Origin of the sequence: Agromyces humatus (assembly GCF_021228295.1) — a bacterium.
In the GTDB taxonomy this organism is placed as follows: domain Bacteria; phylum Actinomycetota; class Actinomycetes; order Actinomycetales; family Microbacteriaceae; genus Agromyces; species Agromyces humatus.
The window spans coordinates 82,750-105,473 of sequence record NZ_JAJQPD010000008.1 but is presented as its reverse complement, the minus strand read 5'-3'; the positions used below and the strand labels follow the sequence as shown (position 1 = coordinate 105,473).

General features: G+C 69.9%; 18 protein-coding genes. 13 read left to right on the top strand and 5 right to left on the bottom strand.

Annotated features, from left to right (window positions below; all coding sequences use genetic code 11):
- Positions 1–4 precede the first annotated feature (4 nt).
- Entirely contained in the window at positions 5–1,366 is a 1,362-nt protein-coding gene (gene gdhA, locus LSF15_RS14200) for an NADP-specific glutamate dehydrogenase (protein ID WP_232499207.1), read from the bottom strand.
- A 105-nt stretch (positions 1,367–1,471) separates the two neighbouring features.
- Positions 1,472–2,578 carry a glycerate kinase gene (locus LSF15_RS14195; RefSeq protein WP_232499206.1) on the bottom strand — a complete coding sequence of 369 codons (1,107 nt, stop codon included), beginning with the start codon at positions 2,576–2,578 and terminating at the stop codon, positions 1,472–1,474.
- 157 nt (positions 2,579–2,735) lie between these two features.
- On the opposite strand from LSF15_RS14195, the gene LSF15_RS14190 reads away from it, so the two are divergent.
- A complete protein-coding gene (locus LSF15_RS14190) occupies positions 2,736–3,782 on the top strand; it encodes a LacI family DNA-binding transcriptional regulator (RefSeq protein WP_232499205.1) in 1,047 nt (348 codons plus the stop codon).
- A 25-nt stretch (positions 3,783–3,807) separates the two neighbouring features.
- On the opposite strand, the gene LSF15_RS14185 is transcribed toward LSF15_RS14190, so the two are convergent.
- Positions 3,808–4,842 carry a LacI family DNA-binding transcriptional regulator gene (locus LSF15_RS14185; RefSeq protein ID WP_232499204.1) on the bottom strand — a complete coding sequence of 345 codons (1,035 nt, stop codon included), beginning with the start codon at positions 4,840–4,842 and terminating at the stop codon, positions 3,808–3,810.
- A 201-nt stretch (positions 4,843–5,043) separates the two neighbouring features.
- On the opposite strand from LSF15_RS14185, the gene LSF15_RS14180 reads away from it, so the two are divergent.
- The 9 genes from LSF15_RS14180 (at position 5,044) to LSF15_RS14140 (ending at position 16,608) form a co-directional block, all read left to right on the top strand.
- Positions 5,044–6,579, top strand: coding sequence for a sugar ABC transporter ATP-binding protein (locus tag LSF15_RS14180; RefSeq protein WP_232499203.1), 1,536 nt, complete (start codon positions 5,044–5,046; stop codon positions 6,577–6,579).
- Entirely contained in the window at positions 6,576–7,634 is a 1,059-nt protein-coding gene (locus LSF15_RS14175) for an ABC transporter permease (RefSeq protein WP_232499202.1), read from the top strand. The genes LSF15_RS14180 and LSF15_RS14175 overlap by 4 nt, the downstream gene beginning before the upstream one ends.
- A complete protein-coding gene (locus LSF15_RS14170; protein WP_232499201.1) occupies positions 7,627–8,739 on the top strand; it encodes an ABC transporter permease in 1,113 nt (370 codons plus the stop codon). The genes LSF15_RS14175 and LSF15_RS14170 overlap by 8 nt, the downstream gene beginning before the upstream one ends.
- Positions 8,740–8,768: 29 nt before the next feature.
- Positions 8,769–9,839 (top strand): rhamnose ABC transporter substrate-binding protein, encoded by a 1,071-nt coding sequence (gene rhaS / locus LSF15_RS14165; RefSeq protein ID WP_232499200.1) that lies wholly within the window; start codon positions 8,769–8,771, stop codon positions 9,837–9,839.
- Between the two features lie 176 nt (positions 9,840–10,015).
- Positions 10,016–11,461 (top strand): L-fucose/L-arabinose isomerase family protein, encoded by a 1,446-nt coding sequence (locus LSF15_RS14160; RefSeq protein ID WP_232499199.1) that lies wholly within the window; start codon positions 10,016–10,018, stop codon positions 11,459–11,461.
- A gap of 2 nt (positions 11,462–11,463) precedes the next feature.
- Positions 11,464–11,865, top strand: coding sequence for an L-rhamnose mutarotase (locus tag LSF15_RS14155; RefSeq protein WP_232499198.1), 402 nt, complete (start codon positions 11,464–11,466; stop codon positions 11,863–11,865).
- Entirely contained in the window at positions 11,862–13,028 is a 1,167-nt protein-coding gene (rhaI, locus tag LSF15_RS14150; protein WP_232499197.1) for an L-rhamnose isomerase, read from the top strand. Before LSF15_RS14155 ends, rhaI begins: the two co-directional genes overlap by 4 nt.
- Before the next feature lie 2 nt (positions 13,029–13,030).
- Entirely contained in the window at positions 13,031–15,082 is a 2,052-nt protein-coding gene (locus LSF15_RS14145) for a bifunctional aldolase/short-chain dehydrogenase (RefSeq protein ID WP_232499331.1), read from the top strand.
- Positions 15,079–16,608, top strand: coding sequence for a rhamnulokinase (locus LSF15_RS14140; protein ID WP_269756473.1), 1,530 nt, complete (start codon positions 15,079–15,081; stop codon positions 16,606–16,608). Before LSF15_RS14145 ends, LSF15_RS14140 begins: the two co-directional genes overlap by 4 nt.
- A 111-nt stretch (positions 16,609–16,719) precedes the next feature.
- Here LSF15_RS14140 and LSF15_RS14135 read toward each other — a convergent pair whose 3' ends face one another.
- Complete coding sequence (locus LSF15_RS14135; protein WP_232499196.1) at positions 16,720–17,928, bottom strand: globin domain-containing protein; 1,209 nt, start codon at positions 17,926–17,928, stop codon at positions 16,720–16,722.
- Between the two features lie 174 nt (positions 17,929–18,102).
- Between LSF15_RS14135 and LSF15_RS14130 the strand changes: the two genes are divergently transcribed.
- Genes LSF15_RS14130 through LSF15_RS14120 form a run of 3 tightly spaced genes read left to right on the top strand, consistent with a single transcriptional unit; the run spans position 18,103 to position 20,983 of the window.
- The gene (locus tag LSF15_RS14130; RefSeq protein WP_232499195.1) at positions 18,103–19,044 is read left to right on the top strand and encodes a 2-hydroxyacid dehydrogenase; all 942 of its coding nucleotides are present in this window, start codon (positions 18,103–18,105) and stop codon (positions 19,042–19,044) included.
- A 53-nt stretch (positions 19,045–19,097) separates the two neighbouring features.
- Positions 19,098–20,306, top strand: a complete 1,209-nt coding sequence (locus tag LSF15_RS14125; protein ID WP_232499194.1) for a globin domain-containing protein — start codon at positions 19,098–19,100, stop codon at positions 20,304–20,306.
- Positions 20,303–20,983: a DivIVA domain-containing protein gene (locus LSF15_RS14120; RefSeq protein WP_232499193.1), complete on the top strand. Its 681-nt coding sequence runs from the start codon at positions 20,303–20,305 to the stop codon at positions 20,981–20,983. The genes LSF15_RS14125 and LSF15_RS14120 overlap by 4 nt, the downstream gene beginning before the upstream one ends.
- 30 nt (positions 20,984–21,013) lie before the next feature.
- On the opposite strand, the gene LSF15_RS14115 is transcribed toward LSF15_RS14120, so the two are convergent.
- Positions 21,014–22,609: a serine hydrolase domain-containing protein gene (locus LSF15_RS14115; RefSeq protein WP_232499192.1), complete on the bottom strand. Its 1,596-nt coding sequence runs from the start codon at positions 22,607–22,609 to the stop codon at positions 21,014–21,016.
- Between the last annotated feature and the right edge of the window lie 115 nt (positions 22,610–22,724).

Below are 22,724 nucleotides of genomic sequence, written 5' to 3'. Positions count from 1 at the left end.
CGCCTCAGATCACGCCGAGCGCGAGCATCGCATCGGCGACGCGGATGAACCCCGCGATGTTCGCGCCGACCACGTAGTCGCCGGGTGCGCCGTATTCGTCGGCGGTCGTGGCGGTGCGCTCGTGGATGCCGGCCATGATCTCGGCGAGCCGCGCCTCGGTGTGCTCGAAGCTCCACGAGTCGCGTGACGCGTTCTGCTGCATCTCGAGCGCAGACGTCGCGACGCCGCCCGCGTTCGCGGCCTTGCCGGGCCCGAACAGCACACCGGCCTCTCTGAGCACCCGGATCGCGCCGGGCGTCGTGGGCATGTTGGCGCCCTCGGCGAGCGCGATGAGCCCACCGGCGACGAGCTTCGCCGCCTGTGCCTCGCTGATCTCGTTCTGCGTGGCGCAGGGCAGGGCGACCTGGATCGGGTCGTCGCTCTCGATATCCCAGACGGATGCCCCGGGCATGAACTTCGCCCGGTCGCCGCGCTCGTCGGCGTACACGCTGATGCGCTCGCGCCGGCGTTCCTTGATGTCGCGCAGCAGGTCGAGGTCGATGCCGTCGGGGTCGTGCACGGCGCCCGCCGAGTCGGAGGCGCCGACGACGATGCCGCCGAGGGCGTGCACCTTCTCGATCGCGTAGGTCGCGACGTTGCCCGAACCCGACACGAGCACGCGGGCGCCGTCGAACGAGCGGCCCTTCGTGGCGAGCATGTGCTCGGTGAAGAACACCGCTCCGTAGCCGGTCGCCTCGGTGCGCACGAGCGAGCCGCCCCAGGTGAGGCCCTTGCCGGTGAGCACGCCCGACTCGTACTGGTTCGTCATGCGCTTGTACTGGCCGAAGAGGTAGCCGATCTCGCGGCCGCCGACACCGATGTCGCCCGCGGGCACGTCACGATACTCGCCGACGTGCCGCGAGAGCTCGGTCATGAACGACTGGCAGAAGCGCATGACCTCGGCGTCTGAGCGGCCCTTCGGGTCGAAGTCGCTGCCGCCCTTGCCGCCGCCGATCGGCATGCCGGTCAGGGCGTTCTTGAAGATCTGCTCGAAGCCGAGGAACTTGACGGTGCCGAGGGTGACGGTCGGGTGGAACCGCAGGCCGCCCTTGTAGGGGCCGAGCGCCGAGTTGTACTGCACGCGGAAGCCGCGGTTGATCTGCACGCGACCGGCGTCGTCGACCCACGGCACGCGGAAGATGATCTGGCGCTCGGGCTCGCAGATGCGCTCGAGGATCGACGCCTGAACGTACCCGGGATGCTTCTCGAGCACGCGGTCGAGCGAGTCGAAGACCTCGTGCACGGCCTGGTGGAACTCGGCCTCGCCGGGGTTGCGCGCCAGCACCTGGGCATAGACGTCTTCGATGGCAGAGCGATGTGAACTCACGCGCGGACCCTTCTGTCGAACGGGGCTGCCACGTGGGGCAACCTCGCGCGCGGCGTCTTCCACCATACTCAGCGTCCCCGAGTGCTCCTCGCATGTGACGTGGGGTCAGCCGATCGAACGGGCGAGTTCAGCACTGGCGCGTTCGAGCCATCGCACCGGTTCGGTCATCGCGCCGGCGGCGTCGCCGGCGAGGTCGGTGAGCGAGACGGATGCCGCGAAGCGGTCGGTCTCGGCGACGATCGCGCCTGCGACGAGGGCGACCGGAACCCCCGCTGCCGCAGCCCGGCGGGCGACCTCGGTGGGTGCCTTGCCGGCTGCGGACTGGCCGTCGAACCGGCCCTCGCCCGTGATGACGAGCGCGGCCCCCTCGAGTGCTTCGTCGAGCCGCATCGCATCGGCGACGGCGCTCGCGCCGCCGGCCATCGTCGCACCCCACGCGAGCAGTCCGAAGCCCGTGCCGCCGGCTGCGCCCGCGCCCGGGGTCGCCGGGTCAACCGAGCCGAGCGGCGAGCGCTGCACGAGGCGGGCGAGGCGCGCGAGGTTCTGTTCGAGCACGTCGACGCCGTCGGTGTCGGCGCCCTTCTGCGGGCCGAACACCGCCGCGGCGCCCATGGGTCCGAGCAGGGGGTTCGTCACGTCGGAGAGGATCGTCGCCCCGCCCTCGGGCAACGGCCGGAGCCCCGACAGGTCGATGCGCGCGACGGTGCCGAGGCCGCGGTTGCCGAGTCGGATCGGTCGCCCCGAGGCGTCGGCGAACCGGCCGCCGAGCGCGGCGAGCGCCCCCACGCCGCCGTCGGTCGACGAACTTCCGCCGATCGCGAGCACCAGCCGCGAGGCCCCGGCGTCGAGCGCCGCGGCGATCGCCTGGCCGAAGCCCAGGGTGTGTGCGTCGAGCGGGCGCGGCGCGTCGAGCAGCGTGATGCCGCTCGTCATCGCGAGTTCGACGACGGCGCTGCCATCGGGCAGCCACAGCCACGAGGTCGCGACCGGCCGGCCGTCGGGACCCTGTACCGTGACGGGGATGCGCAGGGCACTGGGGTGCGCCGCCTCGAGCGCGTCAACGGTGCCCTCGCCGCCGTCGGCCATCGGACGGAGCACGAGTTGGTCGCTCGGGGCGACGCTCGACCAGCCCCGCGCGATCGCCGCCGCGGCATCGGCAGCTGAGACGGCGCCCTTGAACGAGTCGGGTGCGACGACGACGCGACGAGTCACCGTGGTTCCACCTTGTTCTCGACCTGTGGGAAAGCGCTGCCTGAGTTGTATCATTCCTACCAGCACCACCGACACGACGCCCAACGGCCCGCCCGCGACATCCGACCTGCGCTGCCCCGCCGAGTCGAGGCGCCCGCGCCGACGCGCAGGAGGACCGATGACCGACGGCGGCATTGACACTCGGCCCAGCCGACCCGCGACCCTGCACGACGTCGCGCGCGAGGCGGGCGTCTCATTGGCCACCGCGTCTCGCTCGATCAACGGCAGCACCCGCAAGGTCAACGACGAGTTCCGCGAGCGCGTGCTCCAGGCGGCGGCGCGGCTCGACTACTCCCCCAACGTCCCGGCCCAGGCCATGGCCAGAGGAACGACGACCACGGTGGCGCTGCTCGTCGCCGATATCGCCGACCCCTACTTCTCGTCGATCGCGGCGGGCGTCGTCGCCGAGGCGGACGCCGCTCGGCTCATCGTCACGATGACGGCGACCGACCGCGACGCCGAGCGCGAGCTCGAATTCGTTCGCGCGCTCCGGGGGCAGCGCCCGCGCGTCATGATCCTGGCCGGATCACGACCGACGGCCGATTCGGCCGAGAGCGCACTCGGTCACGAGCTGCGGGCCTACGAGCGCGCGGGCGGCGTGGTCGTGCTCATCGGCCGCAACGAACTCGGTCTGCGGACCGTGCTCGTCGACAACGCGGGGGGCGCCGTCGCGCTCGCGCGCGCGTTGACCGGCATCGGCTACCGGAGGTTCGGTGTGCTCACCGGCAGCGAGGGGCTGCTCGCCGAGGTCGACCGCCTCGACGGCTTCCGCGCCGGCCTCGAGGCCGGCGGTGGCTCGCTGCGAGACGACGACGTCGTTCGCACGGCGTTCACCCGCGACGGCGGCTACGACGGCATGCGGCGGTTGCTCTCGCGCGGACTCGACGGGATCGAGCTCGTCTTCGCCGCCAGCGACATCATGGCCGTCGGTGCGCTCTCGGCGATCCGTGACGCCGGGCTCACCCCGGGCGCCGACGTCGCCGTCGCCGGCTTCGACGACATCCCGACCGCGCGCGACGTCACCCCGCCGCTCACGACCGTGCGCGTACCGCTCGAAGCGCTCGGCCGCCGCGCGCTTCGCCTGGCACTCGGCAATTCGGATGCCGCTGCCCGCGCCGTGGCGACCGAGGTCGTGCTGCGAGAATCGACACCGGCGCGCACGTAGCGCACTGTCGCGTGTGCGCTGCGCGCTACGGCGGTGATGACGCGGAATCCGCGACCGTCGAACCCCGCACGACGAGCTCGGGCTGGAAGATCACGCGTTCGCGCTCACGCCCGCCATCTTCTGCCTCGCCTGCCTCCTTCAGCAGCAGGTCGACCGCCGTGTAGCCGATGAGCGCCGCCGGTTGCCGGATGGACGACAACGGCACCACCGCCGCCGACGCGAAGTCGATGTCGTCGTACCCGATGAGCGCGATGTCTTCTGGCACGCGCACCGTTCCCTGCATCATGAGCGCCTGCAGCACGCCCATGGCGAGCAGGTCGTTGGCGGCGAAGATCGCGTCGGGCCGGTCGGATGCCACGCGCTCGCGGATGCCGGCACCGGCGGCCCGTCCCGCGAGCACGGTGAGGGACTCGGTCTCGACGACCTCGATCGTCATGCCCGGTGTCGCCGCGACCGCGCGCCGGGCGCCTTCGAGGCGATCGGTCACCTGGCGGATCGCCATCGGTCCGCCGACGAAGGCGATGCGGCGCCGGCCGACCTCGGCGAGATGCCGCACGGCGAGTTCGCCGCCCACGACATCGTCGACGGCGACTGACGAGAAGCGCCGGTCTGCGGCCTCACGGTCGACGAGCACGACGGGCGTGCCGCGACCCTGCAGCCGCTCGAGTCGCGGAAGGTCGTCGGTGAGCGGCGTGATGAGCACGCCGCGCACGCGCTGCTCCTCGAACAGGTCGAGGTACGAACCCTCGCGATCGGCGTTCTCGTCGCTGTTGCCGAGCAGGATCGTCATTCCGTCTTCGGCGGCACGGTCTTCGGCACCCCGTGCGACGTCGGTGAAGAACGGGTTGCGAACGTCGAGCACGACGAGTCCGATCGAGCGGCTGCGCCCGGCGCGCAGCTGGCGAGCGGCGTCGTTGCGAACGAAGCCGAGCTCTTGGATCGCGGCGTGCACACGCTCGACCGTGGCCGGCGACACCTTGTCGGGCCGGTTGAGCACGTTCGAGACCGTGCCGACCGACACCGATGCCGCAGCCGCGACATCGCGCACACTCACCGCCATTCGGCCCCCCTCGGACGATCGTCGCCAACTCGTGCCGGTAGTGAGTCGCGCGCTGGCTCGTCCACACAGTATTGCGCATCGAGCACCGAAATGAATCGAATCAATAACGAGACTCGGAAGAAGTTGACGTCACCGATGGATAGCCCTAACATCGGGATTGCTGAAACGATTCATTCCTCAACGCGGAGGTGCGTGCTACCGATGTCGCAAGAACCGACCACTGACGTCGCCACGCCACCACCGGCAGTGCTCGCCCTGCGCCACGCTGCGAAGACGTTCGGTCCCGTGGTCGCCCTGGCCGACGGCACGATCGAACTCCGTTCCGGCGAGATCCACGCCCTCGTGGGCGAGAACGGTGCCGGCAAGTCGACGCTCGTGAAGATCCTCGCGGGTCTCTACCACCCCGACGCCGGTGAGTTCACGGTCGACGGGCAGCCGGTCGCCTTCCGCACGGTCGCCGACAGCAAGGCCGCGGGCATCTCGGTCATCTACCAGGAGCCGACGCTGTTCCCCGATCTCACCGTCGCCGAGAACATCTTCATCGGCCGGCAGCCGAAGGGGCGTTCCCGTCTCATCAGCCGCACGCGCATGCGCGCCGAAGCCCGCGCGCTGTTCGAGCGACTCGGCGTGCCGATCGATCCCGACCGCATCGCCGAGGGTCTCTCGATCGCCGACCAGCAGATCATCGAGATCGCGAAGGCGATCTCACTCGAGGCCAAGGTGCTCGTGATGGACGAGCCGACCGCGGCGCTCTCGGGTGTCGAGGTCGACCGTCTCTTCGCCGTCGCCCGCGGCCTGCGCGATCGCGGAGCGGGCATCCTGTTCATCTCGCACCGCTTCGACGAGATCTTCGCGCTCACCGACCGCATCACCGTCATGCGCGACGGTCGCTACATCGGCACCCACGACACCGCCTCCGTCACGACTCCGGTCATCGTGCGCGAGATGGTCGGCCGAGACATCGACCAACTCTTCCCCAAGGTCGAGGCCGAGATCGGCGACCGCGTGCTCACCGTCTCCGGGCTCTCGAGCGCGGGCGTGTTCAGCGACATCGACTTCGACGTGCGCTCGGGCGAGATCGTCGCGCTCGCCGGGCTCGTCGGCGCCGGCCGCACCGAGGTAGCCCGAGCAGTGTTCGGCATCGACGGCTACGACAGCGGGAGCGTCGAACTGCTCGGCCGCGCCCTGCGGCCGCGCGATCCGCAGGCCGCCATCGACGCGGGCATCGGCTTCGTCCCAGAGGATCGGCGCAAGCAGGGGCTCGTGATGGACCTCTCGGTCGCCCGCAACGCGACGCTCACCCTGCGGAACTCGCTGGCCCGGTTCGGCCTCATCAACGGCGGTCGCGAACGCGCGGCCGCGGTGGAGTGGACGAAGCGCCTCCAGGTGAAGACCGGTTCGCAGGAGTACGCGGTCTCGACGCTCTCGGGCGGCAACCAGCAGAAGGTCGTGCTGGCCAAGTGGCTCGCCACCGAGCCGAAGCTCCTGATCGTCGACGAGCCGACGCGCGGCATCGACGTCGGAACCAAGGCCGAAGTGCACCGACTCCTCTCCGACCTCGCGGGGCGCGGCATCGCGATCCTCATGATCTCGTCGGAGCTTCCCGAGGTGCTCGGCATGGCCGACCGGGTCCTCGTCATGCACGAAGGCCGTATCACCGCCCGCCTCGATCGAGCGGATGCCACCCCCGAAGCCGTGATGCACGCGGCGACCGCCACCCGGGAGCACACCGAATGACCGACACCGTCACGTCGACGCCCACCCCGGCGCCGACTCCCCCGCCCACGAAGTCGAGGCCGGGCGGCTCACGCCTCGCCGGGGTGCTGCGCCTGCGCGAGTTCCCGGTCGCGCTCGCGCTCATCGTGCTCGTGCTCGTCACGTACGCCGCGAACCCGCTCTTCCTGTCGCCGCAGGGCACGAAGGACCTGCTGCTCAACGCGACGATCATGATCATCCTCGGCGTCGGCCAGGCACTCGTGATCATCACGCGCAATGTCGACCTGTCGGTGGGATCGATCCTCGGCCTCGTCGCGTTCGGCACCGGCTCGCTCTTCGCGAACGTGCCCGGCATCCCGATCATCGCGGTCTTCGCGATCGGGCTCGCCTTCGGCGCGATCCTCGGGGCGATCAACGGCCTCCTCGTGACCCTCGCCCGCGTGCCGGCGCTCGTCATCACGCTCGGTACGCTCTACATCTACCGTGGTCTCAACAACGCTTGGGCCGGTGGCACGCAGTACTTCGCCGACGACCGTCCCGACGCGTTCGGCGCGCTGTCGGTCGACACGATCCTCGGGTTCCCGTTGATCACGCTGCTCGCGGTCCTCGTCGTCGTCGTCGTCGCGATCGTGATGGCAGGCACGCGGTCGGGTCGCGACCTCTATGCGATCGGGTCGGATCCCGATGCCGCGAAGCTCTTCGGAATCCCCGTCGGGCGCCGGGTCTTCATCGCCTTCGCGGTGAACGGCGTGCTCGCGGGCCTCGCGGGTGTGCTCTACGCGTCACGCTTCAACTCCGTCGGCGCGACGACCGGAACGGGACTCGAACTCGACGTGGTCGCCGCGGCCGTCGTGGGCGGCGTCGCGATCTTCGGCGGCAGCGGCTCGGTGGTCGGCGCGGCGATCGGCGCCCTCCTCCTCACGACCATCACGAGCGCGCTCACCGCGCTGCGGGTCGACAAGTTCTGGCAGCAGGCGATCGTGGGCGTGCTCATCCTCGCCGCGATCATCATCGACCGCGTCGCGAGCATCCGCACGGCTCGTCGACTCCGACTCAGCGAGGCCCGGGATGTCTGACACCAAGCACACCGAGATGGTGGAACCCACGGCGACATCGGCGGTCTCGGCCGACACGACGAAGACGCTGCGCGACGAGCCTCGCGGCCGAACCGGCTGGGCACGCATCCTGCTCGGGCGCGACGCGATCATGATCTACCTGCTCATCGCGACGATCGTCATCGCGATGATCTCGATCCCCCGCTTCGCCTCGCCCGTCACGGTCGGATTCCTGCTGCTCGACGTGATCCCGGTGCTGCTCATCGCGATGCCGATGACCCTCATCATCATCACGGGCGAGATCGACCTGTCGGTCGCCTCCATCGCGGGCCTCACCAGCGCGCTCATGGGTGTGCTGTGGCAGGCCGGGTGGGACATCGGCGTGGTGCTCGCCCTCGGGCTCGTGGTCGGCGTGCTCGCCGGCGCGTTCAACGGCTTCCTCGTCGCCGTCGTCGGGCTCCCATCGCTCGCCGTGACGATCGGCACGCTGGCGCTGTTCCGCGGGCTCGCGCTCGTCGTCATCGGAGACAACGCCGTCGCGAACTTCCCGCCGGAGCTCACGGCCTTCTTCACCTCGAAGATCGGCGCGACCGGCATCCCCACCGTCATGATCGGCGTGCTGATCATCGTCGTCGCCTTCGGCGTGATCCTGCACTTCACCCCGTTCGGGCGGGGCCTGTACGCGCTCGGCTTCAGCACCGAGGCGGCGAGGTTCGTGGGCATCCACGTGGCTCGATCCAAGTTCTGGCTCTACGTCGCCTCCGGGGGCGTGTCGGCCCTCGCCGGCATCTACTGGACGCTTCGCTACTCGAGTGCGCGTTCCGACAACGCGAGCGGACTCGAACTCGCGGTGATCGCGGCCGTGCTCCTGGGCGGGGTGTCGATCTTCGGCGGCAAGGGCTCGATCCCGGGCGTCGTCGCCGGCGTCCTCCTCATCGGCACGATCAACTACGCCCTGCGACTCGGACGCGTCTCCGATGTCGTGCTCATCATCGTCACCGGCACGCTGTTGATCGCCTCGGTCGTCGCACCGAGCATCCTCGATGCCGTGAAACGCCGACGCCACGATCGTCGTGTGCGCCGCGAACTCCCCCAGGCCCAGCCCTCGGGGTCGGTCAGCGCCTAGCACCTGGCGCACGAAGGAAGGAAAAGACAATGGAGTTGTTCCGCACGCGCACCGGCCGGGGCACACGCACCCGGCGGATCGCGACCATCGCCGCAACCGCGGCGACCATCGCCCTCATCGCGACGGGCTGCGCCGCCGGCGGCGGTTCCGAGTCCGGCGGCGGTTCGGGCACCGAAGGCGACCAGACGATCACGTTCATCCCGAAGCAGCTCAACAACCCGTACACCGACGTCGTGCTCGGCGGCGGCGAAGAGGGCGCTGAAGCGGCCGGATTCGCCTCCAGCGCGGTCGTCGGCCCGCTCGACGCGAGCGCGTCGAGCCAGGTCTCGTTCATCAACGCCGAGACCCAGGCGGGCACGAACGTCATCGTCATCGCCGCGAACGACCCCGACGCGGTCTGCTCGGCCCTCGAGGAGGCGCGCACCGGCGGCGCCAAGATCGTCGCCTTCGACTCCGACACGAACCCTGACTGCCGCGACGTGTTCATCAGCCAGGTCGTGGCGAAGGAGGTCGCGCTCATCCAGGTCGAACTCATCTCCGAGCAGATCGGCGGAGCCGGCGAGATCGCGATCCTCTCGGCGACCGCGAACGCCACCAACCAGAACGAGTGGATCAAGTTCATGGAGGAGGAGCTCGCGTCGAACCCCGACTACGCCGATATCGAACTCGTCGCGAAGGTCTACGGCGACGACGACGACACGAAGTCGTTCCAGGAGGCGCAGGGCCTGATGCAGGCGTACCCGAACCTGAAGGGCATCATCTCGCCCACGACGGTCGGCATCGCCGCGACGGCGCGCTACCTCTCGACGTCGGAGTACAAGGGCCAGGTCGCCCTCACCGGCCTCGGCCTGCCGAACGAGATGCGCCCGTTCGTGAAGGACGGCACCGTCACCGAGTTCGCCCTGTGGGACCCGGCCCAGCTCGGCTACGTGGCGGCGTTCGCCGGCAAGGCGCTCGCTGACGGCGACCTCACCGGCGAAGTCGGCGAGACCTTCGAGGCCGGCGACCTCGGTGAGCGCGAGATCGGCGAGGGCGGCATCGTCATCGTCGGCCCGCCGACCGTGTTCAACGCCGAAAACATCGACGACTACGACTTCTAGTCGCTGAACCGGGGCGGATGCCGCGAGCCGCGCCAGCGGCATCCGCCCCACTCTCCAGGCACCCGCCTGTACGCCGTTTCGGAGTTCCGCCGCGTCGCGCTCAATCGCGCGCACGCAGTGCGGAGCTGCCGAATCCGTGGACAGACCCCGCCCACATCACGAAGGAGATGACGACCATGACCGACGCACCCGCACGCGACGTGAGCGGCCTGCTGCCGCCGAAGGCGCGACGGAAGCCGCGCATCGGCCTCGTCGCCGGCGGCCTCGGCACGTACTGGCCGCAGTTCCCCGACCTGCTGCCGCAGCTTCAGGAGTCCGCCCGCTACGTGTCCGAGCGATTCCAGGCGATGGACGCCGAGGTCACCGACGTCGGGTTCATCTCGGACGCACAGGAGGGCGCGGTCGCCGCCGAGCGGCTGCGGCAGGCCGACTGCGACCTCATCGTGCTGTTCCTCACGACCTACCTCACGTCGTCGATGGTGCTGCCGATCGCGCAGCGCGCGAACACGCCGGTGCTGGTGATCGACCTGCAGCCGACCGAGAAGATGGACCACGCCTCGTTCGATACCGGCGCGTGGCTCGCGTACTGCGGGCAGTGCCCCGTGCCCGAGATCGGCAACGTGTTCCGGCGCGCGGGCATCCCGTTCCGCAGCGTCTCGGGCTGGCTGCGCCAGGAGTCGGCGTGGCAGCGCATCGAGCGCTGGATCAACGCCGCGCACGTGCGCGCGGCCCTGCGCCATGCGCGCCACGGCCTCATGGGACACGTGTACCCCGGCATGCTCGACGTGTCGACCGATCTCACGCTGCTGCCCGTTACGTTCGGGTCGCACGTGGAGGTGCTCGAGTTCGATGACCTGCGGGTGCGGGTCGAGCAGGTCACCGACGCCGAGACGAGCGAGCGGATGTCCCTTGCCCGCGAGATCTTCACGCTCGACGACACCGTCGACGACGTGGACTTCGCCTGGGGCGCCCGCGTGTCGGTCGGGCTCGATCGCCTGGTCGAGGACTTCGACCTCGACTCGCTCGCCTACTACCATCGCGGACTCGACGGGGAGCAACACGAACGGCTGGGCGCAGGGATGATCCTCGGGGCATCGCTGCTGACGGCACGGGGCATCCCCGCGACGGGCGAGTACGAGCTGCGCACGACGGTCGCGCAGCTCGCGACGCAGGTCGTCGGCGCCGGCGGGTCGTTCTGCGAGATCCAGGCGCTCAACTTCGAGGACGGGGTGGTCGAGATGGGCCACGACGGTCCCGCGCACCTCGCGGTGTCGGCCCGCGAGCCGCTGCTCAGAGGACTCGGTGTGTACCACGGCAAGCGCGGCTGGGGCGTCTCGGTCGAGTTCGACGTGCAGGCCGGCCCGGTCACGCTGCTGGGGCTCGGGCAGGATCGCGACGGCGGTCTCGCCTTCGTGGCGTCCGAGGGCATCGTGGTGCCGGGGCCGTTGCTCGAGATCGGCAATACCACCAGTCGGGTCGACTTCGGCCGCGATCCCGGCGAGTGGGTCGACGAGTGGTCGGCGACCGGCATCGGTCACCACTGGTCGCTGTCGGTCGGACACCGTGCCGGCGACTACCGCGCTGCGGCCTCGCTGCTCGGCATCGACTACCGAGAGGTGTGATCATGACGTTCGAACGCGTGTGCTTCCAGCTCCAGGTGAAACCCGAGCGCATCGACGAGTACCGCGAGCGCCATGCCGCCGTGTGGCCCGACATGCTCCGGGCGCTCAAGGCGACCGGCTGGAACAACTACTCCCTCTTCCTTCGCGACGACGGACTGCTCATCGGCTACGTCGAGACGCCGTCGATCGTCGAGGCGCAGGCGGCGATGGCAGGCACCGACGTGAATGCCCGCTGGCAGGCCGAGATGGCCGACTTCTTCGTCGACCTCGACGTGCCGCCCGACGAGGGCTTCCTCAGGCTCACCGAGGTGTTCCACCTCGAAGACCAGCTCGCCGCGGTCGTCGCCGACGCGGCATCCGACCCCGCCCGCAGTGGCACCAGAACAGAAAGCAGCGACTCGTGAGCACCATTCCGCAGACCGTCCTCGACCAGCTCGAGCTGCAGTCGATCGAGCTCCCCTCGTGGGCGTTCGGCAACTCGGGAACCCGATTCAAGGTCTTCGCGACGCCGGGCACCCCGCGCGATCCCTACGAGAAGATCGCGGATGCCGCGCAGGTGCACCGGTACACCGCGCTCGCACCGATCGTGGCGCTGCACATCCCGTGGGACAAGGTCGACAGCTACGACGACCTGCGCCGCCACGCCGAAGACCACGGCGTCGCGCTCGGCACGATCAACTCGAACACCTTCCAAGACGACGACTACAAGTTCGGCGCCCTCACTCACGAGGACGCCTCGGTTCGACAGAAAGCCATCGACCACCACTTCGAGTGCATCGACGTCATGCACGCGACCGGCAGCCGCGACCTGAAGATCTGGCTCGCCGAGGGCTCGAACTACCCGGGCCAGGCCGACCTGCGCGGTCGACAGGACCGCCTGCACGACTCGCTCGCCACGATCTACGAGCGCCTCGGCGACGACCAGCGCCTCGTGCTCGAGTACAAGTTCTTCGAGCCGGCGTTCTATCACACGGATGTCCCGGATTGGGGCACGTCGTACGCACAGGTGGCCGCACTCGGCGACAAGGCCATGGTCTGCCTCGACACCGGGCACCACGCGCCCGGCACGAACATCGAGTTCATCGTCATGCAGCTGCTGCGCCTCGGAAAGCTCGGCTCGTTCGACTTCAACTCCCGCTTCTACGCCGACGACGACCTCATCGTCGGCGCCGCCGACCCCTTCCAGCTCTTCCGCATCATCTTCGAGGTGATCCGCGGTGGCGGCTTCAACCACCCCGACGTGGCGTTCATGCTCGACCAGTGCCACAACGTGGAAGACAAGGTGCCCGGACAGATCCGCAGCGTGCTCAACGTGCAGGAGATGACCGCCCGGGCGCTGCTCGTCGACACCGAGGCGCTGCGCGCCGCGCAGGTGTCGGGTGATGTGCTCGAGGCCAACCGCGTCTTCATGGACGCGTTCTACACCGACGTGCGCCCGGCCCTCGCCGACTGGCGCGAGTCGCGCGGCCTTGCCGCCGACCCGATGGCCGCGTTCGCGGCATCCGGCTACCTCTCGCAGATCGCGGCCGACCGCGTCGGCGGCGTGCAGGCCGGCTGGGGGGCATGACCATGACGAACCAGGCTGCTGCCGACCTCATCGCGCGGTCGAACCGCCTCGGTGCCGACCCGAAGAACACGAACTACGCCGGCGGCAACACGTCGGCGAAGGGCACCGGGACCGATCCCGTCACGGGTGAGCCGGTCGAGCTGATGTGGGTGAAGGGCTCGGGCGGCGACCTCGGCACGCTCACCGAGCAGGGCCTCGCGGTACTGCGGCTCGACCGCCTGCGCGACCTCGTGGCGGTCTACCCCGGCGTCGAGCGCGAGGACGAGATGGTCGCCGCGTTCGACTACACGCTGCACGGCAAGGGCGGCGCGGCGCCGTCGATCGACACGGCCATGCACGGCCTCGTCAATGCCGCGCACGTCGACCATCTGCACCCCGACACGGGGATCGCGATCGCGACCTCCGCCGACGGCGAGGAGCTCACCGCGAAGATCTTCGGCGACAGGGTCGTGTGGGTGCCGTGGCGTCGACCCGGGTTCCAGCTCGGTCTCGACATCGCCGGGATCAAGGCGGCGAACCCCCAGGCGATCGGCTGCATCCTCGGCGGCCACGGCATCACGGCCTGGGGCGGCACGTCAGAGGAGTCCGAGCGCAACTCGCTCTGGATCATCGACACCGCCGCGGCCTACCTCGCCGAGCACGGCAAGGCCGACCCGTTCGGCGCGGTCGTGCCCGGCTACGAGGCGCTGCCCGAGGTGGAGCGGCGCGCGAAGGCCGCCGCGCTTGCGCCGACGATCCGCGGGCTCGCGTCGTACGACAGGCCGCAGGTCGGCCACTTCACCGACGCCGACGTGGTGCTCGAGTTCTGCTCCCGCGAGAAGCTCGCCCCGCTGGCCGCGCTCGGCACGAGCTGCCCCGACCACTTCCTGCGCACCAAGGTCAAGCCGCTCGTGCTCGACCTGCCGGCTTCGGCGAGCGTCGAGGAGAGCATCGCCCGCCTGAAGGAGCTGCACGAGCAGTACCGCGCCGACTACCAGACGTACTACGACGCCCACGCGGTTTCGACGGGCTCGACCGGCAGTTGGCCCGCGATCCGCGGTGCCGACCCGGCCATCGTGCTCGTTCCCGGTGTGGGCATGTTCTCGTTCGGTGCGAACAAGCAGACCGCGCGCGTGGCCGGCGAGTTCTACGTGAACGCGATCAACGTGATGCGCGGCGCCGAGTCGGTCTCGACCTACGCGCCGATCAGTGATGACGAGAAGTTCCGCATCGAGTACTGGGCGCTCGAGGAGGCCAAGCTGCAGCGCATGCCGAAGCCCAAGACGCACGCGACCCGCGTCGCGCTCGTCACTGGCGCCGCCTCGGGCATCGGCAAGGCCATCGCCGCCCGCCTCGCGGCCGAGGGCGCGTGCGTCGTCATCGCCGACCTCGACCTCGAGAAGGCGCAGGCTGCGGCCGCCGAGCTCGGCGATACCGATGTCGCGATCGGCGTGCAGGCGAATGTGACGGACGCCGCGGCGGTGCAGGCCGCGATCGACGACGCGGTGCTCGCCTTCGGCGGGCTCGACCTCGTGGTGAACAACGCGGGCCTGTCGCTCTCGAAGCCGCTCCTCGAGACGACCGAGGCCGACTGGGACCTGCAGCACGACGTGATGGCCAAGGGCTCGTTCCTCGTGTCGAAGGCCGCCGCCCGCGTCTTGATCGACCAGGGCCTCGGCGGCGACATCATCTACATCTCCTCGAAGAACTCGGTGTTCGCCGGCCCGAACAACATCGCCTACTCGGCGACGAAGGCCGACCAGGCCCACCAGGTGCGCCTGCTCGCGGTCGAGCTCGGCGAATACGGCATCAAGGTCAACGGCATCAATCCCGACGGCGTCGTGCGCGGCTCGGGCATCTTCGCGAGCGGATGGGGCGCGAACCGCGCCAAGACCTACGGCATCGAAGAGGAGGACCTCGGCACGTTCTACGCCCAGCGCACGATCCTCAAGCGCGAGGTGCTCCCCGAGCACGTCGCGAACGCGGTGTTCGTGCTCACCGGCCCCGAGCTCAGCCACACCACCGGCCTGCACGTCCCGGTCGACGCGGGTGTCGCGGCGGCCTTCCTGCGATGACCGAGCAGCCGCGGGTTGAGGAGCGCCCGACGAAGGAGGACGCGTCTCGAAACACGACGCAACCGGGTTTCGAGACGCACCTTCGTCGCTCCTCAACGCACGGCACCGTCGCGGCCGTCGACCTCGGGGCGACGAGCGGTCGGGTGATGCTCGGCCACGTCGACGGCCGCGGCGCGGGCACGCTCGAGCTTCGATCCGTCGCGCGCTTCCAGAACAACCCGGTGCGGCTCGCCTCGGGGCTGCATTGGAATCTCACGGGCCTGTACGGCAGCGTGCTCGCGGGGCTGGGCGAGGCGCTTCGCGCCGCCCCCGACGTCGCAAGCATCGGCATCGACTCGTGGGCCGTCGACTACGCGCTGATCCGGGGCGACCGGATGCTCGGCGAACCGTTCCACTACCGCGACCGCCGCACCGCGGGCGGTGCCGAGGCCGTGCACGCGATCGTGCCGTTCGCGGAGCTGTACCGCCGCAACGGGCTGCAGTTCCTTCCGTTCAACACGCTCTACCAGCTCGCCGCGGAACGCGACGGCGGATGTCTCGACCTGGCCGATTCGCTGCTGCTCGTGCCCGACCTCATCGCCTATCAGCTCACCGGGGCGAAGCTCTCCGAGCGCACGAATGCGTCGACGACGGGACTCGTGGGCGTGGAGTCGGGTGAGTGGGACGACGAGCTCATCGCGCGGCTCGGGTTTCCGGCATCCGTCTTCGCGCCGCTCATCAGCCCAGGTGAGCCAATCGGCGCCCTGAGGTCGAGCGTCGCCGCCGAGCTGGGCGCGCCGGACGGCGTCGAGGTCGTCGCGGTCGGATCGCACGACACCGCATCGGCGGTCGTCGCCGTGCCGATGCGGGCCGAGACGGCCGCCTACATCTCGTGCGGCACGTGGGGGCTCGTCGGCGTCGAACTCGAACATCCGGTCACGACCGATGCGGCCCGCGAGGCGAACTTCACGAACGAGGGCGGCGTCGATGGGCGTGTGCGATTCCTGCACAACGTCATGGGCCTCTGGCTGCTCAGCGAGTCGGTGCGGCAGTGGGAACGCGAGGGCGAGACCGTCGAGCTCAGCGCGTTGCTCGCGGCCGCGGCATCCGTCACCTCGCCGATCTCGATCTTCGACGCGAACGACCCGCGCTTCCTCGCTCCCGGCGACCTGCCCGGCCGTATCGCCGAGTGGTGCGCCGAGCACGGCGTCGCCGCACCCGCGAGTCGTGCCGAGTTCGCGCGGTCGATCATCGAGAGCCTCGCCGAGGCGTTCGCCGGTGCGGTTCGCACCGCGTCGATCCTGTCGGGCGTCGATGTCGAGACGATCCACATCGTCGGCGGCGGGGCCCTGAACGAGCTGCTGTGCCGGCGCACCGCCGACCGCGCCGGGCTGCCGGTGCTCGCCGGCCCGGTCGAGGCGACCGCGATCGGCAACGTGCTCGTGCAGGCACGCGCGCAGAGGTTCATCGGACGCGACCTCGAGACGCTGCGTTCGCTCGTCGCCGCGGCATTCGCGCCCGTCCGCTACGAACCGCGGGCTGGTTGACGCGCCCAGGTCGAGCAGCTTCCGTGACACGCGCGGGCGGGGCCCGCGGCATCCGCTCTACGAGGATCGAGTCGTGACCGACCCGCTCATCGTCGCCCTGCCCGGTACCGGCTACTCGTAGTCGGCCTGCCAGAGGTCGGGGCCGAAGACCTCGTACTGGATGTCCCTGGGCGACACGCCCAGACCGAGGAGCTGTTGGCGGACCACCTGCATGAACGGGAGCGGCCCGCAGAGGAAGTAGACGGCGTCGGCGGGAAGTTCGACGTCGGTGAGGTCCATGAAGCCGGCACGCTCGTCACCGGAGCCCGGACCGGAATCCAGGTCGCGCTCGTACCAGGTCACCATGCCCGCCTGCGGCAGCGTTCCGAGATCCTCCTGCACCTGGTTTCGCAGTGCATAGGAGTCCGGTGACGTTCCCGCGTGCAGGAACATGACCTCACGGCCCGAGCGGGATTGGGCCAGGTGCGAGAGGATGCCGGCCATGGGGGTCACACCGATTCCAGCGCTGGCCAAGACCACGGGCCGGTCGGAGGTGTCGAGGACGACATCGCCGAACGGTGCGGACAGCACGACCTCGTCGCCGACCTTCGCCGCCGTGTGCAGCAGGTTGGATACTTCCCCGTCGGGACTGCCCGCGCCCGTGATCCGCTTGACGGCGAACCAGCGATGGTGTCCGTCGTCGGCCCGGGTGAGGCTGTACTGGCGCGGCTGGCGGGTGCCGTCGGGCATCGGCATCTGCAGCGTGACGTACTGACCTGGCAGCGATGGCAGGACGTCGCGCTCGTCGGTGCGTTCGACGACGAACGTGACGACGTCGTCGGTCTCCTGAATGCGCTGGACCAGCCGCCACGTGCGCCAGATGGTGTCGGGGGCGACGCCCACGGCATCGTAGAGGCCGCGCTCCAAGTTGATCAGGGTGTTGGCCATGAGCCAGTAGACCTCCTCCCAGGCGGCCGCGACCTCGGGGGTGACGGCGTCGCCCAGGACATCGACGATGGCCCAGAACAGGTGGTCGTGGACGACTTCGTATTGCTCGGGCTTGATGCCCAGTGACACGTGCTTGTGGCTGATGCGTGAGAGGAGCGACTCGGGCAGTTGCCCGGGGTTGTCGACCAACATGGTCGCGAACGCGGCAACGGAGCCCGCAAGCGCCTGCTGCTGATGGCCGTCGGCCTGGTTGCCCCGATTGAAGATCCCGTCGAGCAGTTCGGGATGGGTCTCGAACAGGTGCCGGTAGAAGCGCTCGGCGATCTCGTTGATGTTCGCTCCGACCACCGGGAGGGTGGCCTCGATGATGGGTGCTGATTTCTCTGAAAGCATGCTTCAAGCTCCACTGTCTTCGTGTTCGCTGAACGGGGGTGCTTCGGGTGGCGTGCATCCGAAGCAGGGCAGTCCTCTCAACTCGCCTGCTCTGCCAACCCTAGCCACAGAGGCGAGCAGTCCGTGCAGTCATCGGGTCATCGGCATCGGCATCGGCTCTGCGAGGATCGAGGCATGACCGACCCGCTCCTCGTGTCCCTGCCCGGCGCAGCCCTTCGCGATGCGCTGCTCGCGACCGAGCCGCTGCCCGAGAACGTCGACCTCATCGAGTGGAAGCTCGACGGCCCGCCGCCGACTGCGCCCGGTCAGCGCATCGACATCGTCGTGCCGCCGTACATGGGCGCGTCCGAGCGTCTCGGCGCGCTCGCCGGCGTGCCGGTGCGGCTCGTGCAGTCGCAGTCGATCGGCTACGACGACGTCGCGGCCACACTGCCGGCCGGGCACGTGTTCGCGAACGCCGCGAGCGTGCAGGAGACCTCGACGGCCGAACTCGCCCTCGCGCTCGTGCTCGCGGCGCAGCGCGGCATCCCCGACTTCGTCCGTGCCGCGGGCGAGGGACGCTGGGCGCCGGCGCGCCACGCGAGCCTCGCCGACCGGCGCGTGCTGCTGCTCGGCTACGGCGGCGTCGGCCGCGCGATCGAGGCGCGCCTCGCACCGTTCGAGGTCGAGCTCGTGCGCGTCGCGACCCGTGCCCGCGACGACGACACCGGGCGCATCCACGGCATCGACGAACTCGACGACCTGCTTCCCACGGCTGAGATCGTCATCGTCGCCGTGCCGCTCATCCCTGAGACGACGGGCCTCGTCGACGACCGATTCCTCTCCGCCCTGCCCGACGGCGCGCTCGTCGTGAACATCGCGCGCGGCAGGGTGGCCGACACGGTGGCGGTGCTCGAGCACGCGACGCGCGGCCGGCTCCGGTTCGCGACCGACGTCACCGACCCCGAACCGCTGCCCACGGGGCATCCGCTCTTCGACCTGCCGAACGTGCTGATCTCACCGCACGTCGGCGGCGCGTCGACGGCGATGATGCCGCGGATGGCGCGCCTCCTGCGCGATCAGATCGAGCGGATGTCGCGTGGCGACGAACCCCGCAACGTCGTGCTGCGCACCTGAGGCAACTGCCGTTCATCCTTGGACGTCAGGGTCGACTCTGCTATGAAGGGCAGGTGGACACCGCGGCGCTGAAGAAGACGTGGGCACTCGCCCAGAGCCTTGGCGACGAGGTCCCCCTGTACTTCTACTCGCACCTGTTCCTGTCCCACCCCGAGCTGCGGGGCATGTTCCCGGTCTCGATGGCCAATCAGCGTGATCGGCTCGTCGGCGCGCTCGGTCGGATCGTGTCGGGTGTCGACGAGCTCGACGAGGTGACCGGGTTCATTCAGCAGCTGGGCCGCGACCATCGGCGCTTCGAGGTCATCGCCGAGAACTACGACGCGGTCGGCGGATCCCTGCTCGCCACCCTCGAGCATTTCTTGGGCGACCTGTGGACCGAGGAGCTCGCGGCCGACTGGGCCGCGGCCTATGGCCTGATCGCGTCAGTCATGATCGCGGCCGCCGATGAGTCCGAAGCGACCAGCCCGGCCTCGTGGTCGGGTCGTGTGACCGCGGTGGAGCACCGCGGCCTCGACATCGCGGTCATCCAGGTCCGCCCCGAACCCGACCTGCCCTTCGCGCCCGGCCAGTCGGTGGCCGTCGAGGTACCCGCTCGGCCACGGCTGTGGCGCTATCTCAGCCCGGCGAATGCGCCCCGTTCCGACGGCACGATCGAGTTCCATGTCCAGATGGTCCCGGGCGGTCAGGTGAGCAGCACCATCGTCCGCTCCCTCGGGGTCGGCGAGACCGTCCGCCTCGGCGCCCCGGTCGGTCAGGAGTTGACGCTGACGGCCGACGAGCGCCGGCGCGACCTCGTCATGGTCGCCGGCGGCACCGGCCTCGCGCCCCTGCGAGCGCATCTCGAGCAGATCGACCACGACTGGAAAACGACCGGTCAGGCTCCACACGTGCATCTGTTCCACGGGGTGCGGGTGCCGGCGAACCTCTACGAGCACCGGCTGCTGCAGAACCTCAACGGCCGTCCCTGGTTCACGTACACGCCCGTGGTTTCCGACGACGCCACCTACCCCGGTCGCAAGGGCTGGGTCGGGGACGCCGCCGCCGACGACCGCGGCCACTCCGGGCGCCTCGCACTGGTATGCGGATCACCCGAGATGGTGCGGCACACGGCTGCGCGGCTTCGCAGCGCCGGGATCGCCTGGGCCGACATCCGCTTCGAGCAATTCGCTACGCTCGACGAAGACAGTCATGCCCTGCATCACCACAGCCAGGACCCGCAGTCAACTCAGCCGCCGCACACCGAATCGGGGGACCGCGCATGACACAGAACGGAACCGAGCCTGAGAGTCCCGCCGACGACTCAGGCACAACGCCAGAGAATGCCCTGGCTGCGGCTGTCAGCCACCTGCCGAACACCGACGATGTGAACTTCACGATGAAGATCAGGGGCGGCGCATACGACCGACTCGAAGTCGACACCTTCATGGGGCAGCTGTCCGAGGCCCTCGCCGAGGCCCGCGAAGCCATGACCAGCGCGCAACAGGAGCTCGCTGCTCTGCGCGCCGAGAATGCCAACGGTCGCACACCCGTCGATGAGGACGAGATCACCTCCGGGGCCGTCGGGCTGCTGTCTCAGGCTCAGCTGATCGCCGACAAGGCGGTCGCCGACGCCGAGCAGTACGCCCGGGATCTCGTGTTGACCGCCCGCAACCAGTACCGCGAGATCCTGCAGCGCGCCGAGACCAGCGCCAATCAGGCGTCGGCAACGGTCGCCGCGGGCCAAGGGCCGCCCGTCCCCGAGATCGAGTACGTGCGCACCTACGCCCAAGTGGCACAGATCCAGCTGCGATCGGTTCTCGAAGCGCTCACCGAACAGGTCGACCGACTCGGCGGACTCCCCCAGGCCGCACCTGAACCGCCCGCCGCCGAGGACGTCCCCGTGGAAGAGCCCGAGTGGTCGCCCCACACGCCCGAGTCGCCACCAACCCAGCCGAGTTGACGCCTGCGCGGCTGCAGGGACGCTCGGCCCTCAGCCCCGCGTCCAGGTGCCGAGGCGGTTCGCGTCGAAGAACTGCAGGGTCATCCGGTCGCCGCCGGCGGCCCCGTCGCCGAACGTGAAGGTCGCCGACGAGAGGGACCCGTCCGGGGCGTTCTCACCCGTCGGGACGAATGCGAAGACGTCGCCGTCCCACGGTTCGAGTTCGAACGAGTAGCCGCCATCTGGGCCGAGGCGCACCGTGGCGACGCCGCCCGCGACTTCGACCTCGGCCGGGCCGAAGTAGTCGTTCGACCAGGTACCGGCGAGGTTCTCGAGCGCCGGCGACGGCGCCGGCGAGGCGGGGGCGCCGGCATCGGCGAGGTCGCCGGCGGGCGCGTAGTAGTGCGCGAGAGCGCCGCCGTAGGCTTCGAGCCAGTCGCGGGTCGGCTCGCCGAACTGCACGCGGTCGAGGAACTCGGTGACGATCGCCTCGGCCGCCCCGACCGGCCCGCCGTTCGTCAGCGCGACGACTCCGAGGCCGAGTGCGGGAACGATCGTGAAGTTCGTGCCTGCGCCGAGCGTGAAGGCACCCGAGTGCCCGAGGGTCGTGCGACCGCTCGGCTGCGACCCGACGTTGAAGCCGAATCCGTACGACCCGGCCCGCATCGTCGGCGCGCCCGGCGGGGCCGCCACGATGTGCGGCGAGGTCGCCGCCAACAGGTCGGCGGGTGCGATGAGCTCGTCGCCCGCGAAGGTGCCCTCTCCGATGACGAGGGACATCCACCTCGCGAGGTCGACGACGTTCGAACTCACCCCGCCTGCCGGCGATTGGGCATCGGGCACGCGCTCGTAGCGGGGCTCGAAGGCGCCGTCGATCTTCGCGTGCAGGGCGGCGCGATTGTCATGCGCGACGAAGTCGTCATACCGAGAGCTCGTCGAGTCCATGCCCAGCGGCTCGTAGAGGGCCTGATCGGAGAGGTCTTCCCATTCGGCACCCGCGGCGTTCGCGACGGCCTGCGCGCCCATCGTCATGCCGAAGTTCGCGTAGTGGTAGGTGCTGCGGAACGGCGACAGCGGCTCGAGCCGCAGGTGCTCGAGGATGTAGTCGCGCCCGTAGCCGATGTCTTCGAGGTCATCGCCGGCCGCCATCGGCAGCCCCGACCGATGCGCGTAGAGATCGCCGACGGTGAGCCGCTCGGTGACCCAGGCGTCGGCGAGCACGACACCCGGCAGCAGGGGCGCCACCGGGGAATCCCAGCCGACGACGCCGTCGGAGACCTGGGTCGCGACGACGGTCGCCCCGATGGGCTTCGACATCGAGGCGACCTGGAACACCGTGTCGTCGTCGACCGCGGCGTCGTCACCGACGCGGCGCACCCCGAATCCCTGGGCGAAGAGCAACTCTTCGTCGCTCACGACGGCGACGGCGGCGCCGGGCACGCCCGACTCGTCGAGGATGCGCGCCACCGTGTCGGGCAGTGCCTCGAGGGCGGCCTCGACGCTGCCCTCGGGCAACTCGACCGCGTCGGCCGGCGGTGCCGGCGCGGACTCGACGCGCGGCGAATACGGTGGCGCCGAGGTGCAGCCGACCAGCAACGCTGCGAACGCAGAGATGACCACCAGCGGTGCGAGCCGTGCGAGCGCCATCCCGATCCTCCTGAGCGGATGTCGCGAGCCTAGCCGCGACCGTCGTGGGCGGCCATCCCGACTTCGGGGAGGTGGTCTCGATCAGGAGCGCTGATCGGCGCCCCCCAGCCGGTCG

What these genes read in the sequence shown, in the direction of transcription:
- LSF15_RS14130 (WP_232499195.1), top strand. Translation starts at nt 18,103, where the DNA reads ATGACCGACCCGCTCCTCGTGTCCCTGCCCGGCGCAGCCCTTCGCGAT.
- LSF15_RS14185 (WP_232499204.1), bottom strand. Translation starts at nt 4,842, where the DNA reads ATGGCGGTGAGTGTGCGCGATGTCGCGGCTGCGGCATCGGTGTCGGTC.
- LSF15_RS14160 (WP_232499199.1), top strand. Translation starts at nt 10,016, where the DNA reads ATGACCGACGCACCCGCACGCGACGTGAGCGGCCTGCTGCCGCCGAAG.
- LSF15_RS14120 (WP_232499193.1), top strand. Translation starts at nt 20,303, where the DNA reads ATGACACAGAACGGAACCGAGCCTGAGAGTCCCGCCGACGACTCAGGC.
- LSF15_RS14180 (WP_232499203.1), top strand. Translation starts at nt 5,044, where the DNA reads ATGTCGCAAGAACCGACCACTGACGTCGCCACGCCACCACCGGCAGTG.
- LSF15_RS14145 (WP_232499331.1), top strand. Translation starts at nt 13,031, where the DNA reads ATGACGAACCAGGCTGCTGCCGACCTCATCGCGCGGTCGAACCGCCTC.
- rhaS (WP_232499200.1), top strand. Translation starts at nt 8,769, where the DNA reads ATGGAGTTGTTCCGCACGCGCACCGGCCGGGGCACACGCACCCGGCGG.
- LSF15_RS14175 (WP_232499202.1), top strand. Translation starts at nt 6,576, where the DNA reads ATGACCGACACCGTCACGTCGACGCCCACCCCGGCGCCGACTCCCCCG.
- LSF15_RS14135 (WP_232499196.1), bottom strand. Translation starts at nt 17,928, where the DNA reads ATGCTTTCAGAGAAATCAGCACCCATCATCGAGGCCACCCTCCCGGTG.
- LSF15_RS14190 (WP_232499205.1), top strand. Translation starts at nt 2,736, where the DNA reads ATGACCGACGGCGGCATTGACACTCGGCCCAGCCGACCCGCGACCCTG.
- LSF15_RS14115 (WP_232499192.1), bottom strand. Translation starts at nt 22,609, where the DNA reads ATGGCGCTCGCACGGCTCGCACCGCTGGTGGTCATCTCTGCGTTCGCA.
- LSF15_RS14170 (WP_232499201.1), top strand. Translation starts at nt 7,627, where the DNA reads ATGTCTGACACCAAGCACACCGAGATGGTGGAACCCACGGCGACATCG.
- LSF15_RS14140 (WP_269756473.1), top strand. Translation starts at nt 15,079, where the DNA reads ATGACCGAGCAGCCGCGGGTTGAGGAGCGCCCGACGAAGGAGGACGCG.
- LSF15_RS14155 (WP_232499198.1), top strand. Translation starts at nt 11,464, where the DNA reads ATGACGTTCGAACGCGTGTGCTTCCAGCTCCAGGTGAAACCCGAGCGC.